Origin of the sequence: Microcoleus sp. B4-C1 (genome assembly GCF_036705285.1) — a bacterium.
GTDB lineage: Bacteria > Cyanobacteriota > Cyanobacteriia > Cyanobacteriales > Microcoleaceae > Microcoleus.
In genome coordinates, this window is record NZ_JAUBUC010000180.1 from 1 (window position 1) to 4,041 (window position 4,041).

Annotated in this window: 2 protein-coding genes; both read left to right on the forward strand. The window is 42.7% G+C overall.

What is annotated here, in order from left to right:
* The first annotated feature begins 468 nt into the window (after positions 1-468).
* Entirely contained in the window at positions 469-2,043 is a 1,575-nt protein-coding gene (locus QUB26_RS31320) for a tyrosinase family protein (RefSeq protein WP_333321195.1), read from the forward strand.
* Between the two features lie 11 nt (positions 2,044-2,054).
* On the forward strand, positions 2,055-3,872 hold the full coding sequence (locus tag QUB26_RS31325; RefSeq protein WP_333321197.1) for a hypothetical protein: 1,818 nt from the start codon (positions 2,055-2,057) through the stop codon (positions 3,870-3,872).
* Positions 3,873-4,041: the final 169 nt, after the last annotated feature.

Here is a 4,041-nt window from a genome sequence, read left to right on the forward strand (position 1 = left end):
GAAGCTAAGTGTCGGTTTTCCAAAAAAACAATACATCATATCATACTTTTGTATACTTGCAAAATCGGGATGCTCCCCTTTTACATGACTACACTCTCTTACAACCCTTATGTGGCGAGGTTTTTGCTAAAATTCATCATAGAACAATACTATCGCCTTAAATATTAAGAAAATCTTAAATACATGACTGCGGGTTGTCGGCAGTCAAGTCGCTAAAACCGAGACAGGACAAAGAATACAGCGCATGAAACTACCCCGCAGGGGTAAGTTCCGTTTAACTCAAAAATATAGAGCGGTTTTCACTGTAAACTTAAATCAACTTTTCTTGACTTGCCTCGGAGAAATCGATAAAGTAGCGAATGTTTACTCTACTTTTAACGTTGTCTAAATTAATAAGCTTACCTATTATACAAGATTTGCCAGACGGAAATCCTGGTAGGTAAAAAAGCATACGAGGCAGATTTTATCATGGAAACCAATAATGAGCTTAGAATTCGTAGGTCGCTCCATGAGCTACAGGACGATTATACAAAAGGCAACAAAAAACCACTGGAATATCTGATGCGTGCCTGGAAGGGCATTAAGGAACTTCCCCCCGACAATCCACAGTCGTTCTTCATGCTAGGAGGCTATCACGGTGAGCCTTTCAGGGGAGCAGGATGGGGAAACAACTCTTATTGGGGAGGCTATTGCAACCACGGCAATATCTTATTCCCCACCTGGCATCGTGTATATCTTCTAAAATTGGAAGAGGCTCTTCAGAGTATCCCAGGTTGTGAAGAGGTAATGCTGCCCTATTGGGACGAAACTAGCGATGAATCCCTGAAAAACGGAATTCCGTGGGCTTTGACCAAAAAAGACTTTGTACTCGACGGAAAAACAATCCCCAACCCCCTGCGCTCCTTCGTTTTCAACAAGAACATTACAGACTTTATCAACGGAGATAACCCAAACTACAGTAAGCCTAAAGGCTATGAAACGGTACGCTACCCTTTGTCAGGACTGGTCGGTAGCGAGGATGACAGGAAGAAAACAGAGGCGCACAATGCAAAGTTCCCTGATTACGATAAAAATGTGGAGAGCCTCAATCAGAACATCGTGAACTGGCTGACCTCGTATATTGTAGTGAAGGGAAAGCGTATCGAAACCAATGTGAAAAAGAAATACACAGACTGCCTGGACGCTCCAAACTACACGGTCTTTTCTAACACAACTTCCGCCCAGCAATGGAATGCGGATCTCGATAGCAGCATGATGCCCATCGTATCGTTGGAATCCCCCCATAATAGTATTCACCTAGCTGTGGGAGGCTTCGACGTGCCGGACTACGATCGCTCCCCCATCGAGGGAGCCAACGGTGACATGGGCGAAAACGACACTGCTGGTTTAGATCCCATTTTCTACTTTCACCACTGCTTCGTAGATCGTGTGTTCTGGTTGTGGCAGAAGAAGCACGGATTCACTGATTATCTTGAGGTCATAGCAGAATACCCCGGAACCAACTCGGTAGACTGGCAGGGGCCCACACCTGGTACAGCACCCAACTCGTGGTTGACATTGGAGTCGTCGCTCGATCCGTTCAAAAAGAAAGACGGAAAAGCCTACACGTCTCTCGATTGCATCAATATCGAAACACAGCTTGGCTACACCTACAGCCACGGCTCCCTAGAAGAGAGCGTCGAGCGTGAGGTTTTGCAACAGGAGCAGAATATCAAGGTGATTCGCGTGTCTGGAATCAACCGCGCACCTATCAGAGGTTCTTTCCTCGTTTCAGCTTACATCAACATTGGAGACAAGAGATACCTTGCGGGAACTGAGGCTGTATTGAGCCGTTGGAGTGTCCAATATTGTGCCAACTGCCAAACGCATCTGGAGGTGAAGGCATTCATCCCTCTACACGGTTTTCGGGCAGAATTGCTTGAGAATACCCAGGAGCAGATAGAGGTAAAAATACACACTCGCGATGAACTGCTTCCCCCACAGCCGCCCCAGGGTTCGGATACCACCGACGAGAAAAAGCTCTTCCATGTCGAGGTGCAATAAATTAGTTGTATATGAAGATTAAAGAACGATTCTTTCGGTTAACGTTAGTTGTTGTTAGCTTTGTTATACTTTACAGTAATCAGCCTTCTATTGCTTTGGCTGATTCCCTCCAAGAGGTTTTTAAAGTTGCTCAAAATGGCGTTATACAAAATATGACCCCAATGAGGGGAACAACTTTTTTAGATTCCCGTACTTCAGCTTCTTATTGCGATAAAGCTGAAGAGCGTTCACTTCCCCAAGCATTAATTCCGAATTTAGGTGATTTGAATTTTCCTGTTACTAGCAACAGCGAAGAAGCAAAAAAGTTCTTCAATGAAGGACTAACTCTGTTTTATGGATTTAATGGTGAAGAGGCAATTCGCTTTTTCCGTAAAGCAGCACAACTCGATCCTAATATGGCGATGGCTTACTATGGAATGGCACTAGCGCCGGGAACCAATATTAATATAGAAATTGATAATAAATGTGCTGAATTTGCTAAGAAGCAGATTCAGAGAGCGAAAAGTCTCTCAGCTAATGCTACTTCTCTTGAACAAGCTCTCATTATGGCATTAGCAGTCCGATACATGGAGGCTCCTAATTCAGGTATTAATGAACTTGCGATCGCTTATAAAAATGCAATGGGAAAAGTCTATCAAGCTTATTCCGACCAACCCGATGTCGTTACGATTTATGCCGATAGCTTAATGGACTTGTACCCGTGGATACTGTGGAAACCGAATGGTACACCCAATACACCTGTTACTTTAACGGTTGTTAATATCCTAGAAAAAGCACTAAAATCATTTCCCAATCATGTAGGAGTTAATCACTACTATATTCATGCGTTGGAAGCTTCGGACCAACCGCATAAAGCTCTTGAAAGTGCCAATATTTTAGAGAGTTTTGCTCCATCTGCTGGTCACATCGTCCATATGCCATCTCATATCTATGCTCGTCTTGGCAATTACGAAAGAGCAGCAAAACAAAATGAGAAAGCTGTGAAAGTAGATGAACCATTCTCTAAACAATGTAAGAGTCTACAAGCTAAAGAATGCGACCCTATTTATGCTGGTCACTACTATACCCATAACCAGTTATTTCGCGCTCTGCCGTATGCTATGACAGGACGCTCAATTGATGCCATAGAGACTACTGGCTTTATCGAAGAGTACGTTCCTCAATATCTTGAGGGTCAGCCAGGACTAGAACACTACTTTCCCAGTAAGATTTTGATGCTCGAACGCTTTGGACGGTGGGATGAGATTCTTTCGCTTCCTTCACCCCAGTATGGGACATCGGCTACTCAAGCTTTTTGGCGCTGGGCGCGAGCACTGGCTTACTTAGGAAAGAAAGACTTAGCTTCAGCAAAAGATGAAAAAGACCAATTTTTTGTTGAAGTTATTCAGATTCCTTGTGATTTATCTTGGGGAAACAACAAAGCGCAGGATATTTTACAAATTGCTGCGTTAGAACTCGATGCTAAGATTGCTGACTTAGAAGGTAAAGCTGATGATGCGATCGCATTTTTAAAGAAAGCAGTTGATAAACAGGATAACCTTGTTTACGATGAGCCAATCCCTTGGCCTCCTGCCCGAGAAGCTCTAGGTGCTGTCTTGTATGCCAATGCTCAATATAGTCAAGCAGAACAGGTGTTTAGGAAAGATTTAGACAACAGCGACGGAAAAATTTATCGAATATCTAATCCTGGCAATGGGCGCTCTCTATTCGGACTATATCAAAGCTTACTTGCACAGGAAAAAATACAAGAAGCTCAGGATTTTAAAGACAAGTTCGATATAGTTTGGAAAAATGCAGATGTAAAGCTGGAAATGTCAGATTTGTTCTGATTCCAGGGAATTAAAAACTAGCAATTTTACTTGCGTCGAATCTCTTGATACTTTTAGTTTGAGGAAAATATGAACTTATTAAAGCTACTTCATAAGCTGTTGTGCCTTTAAATAGGGTATAATAAAAAATTAGTTTAGTCAATTTATACAAAAATGCCAGCTAAAAACC

Coding starts and splice junctions, on each gene's coding strand:
- QUB26_RS31325 (WP_333321197.1), top strand. CDS start 2,055: ATGAAGATTAAAGAACGATTCTTTCGGTTAACGTTAGTTGTTGTTAGC.
- QUB26_RS31320 (WP_333321195.1), top strand. CDS start 469: ATGGAAACCAATAATGAGCTTAGAATTCGTAGGTCGCTCCATGAGCTA.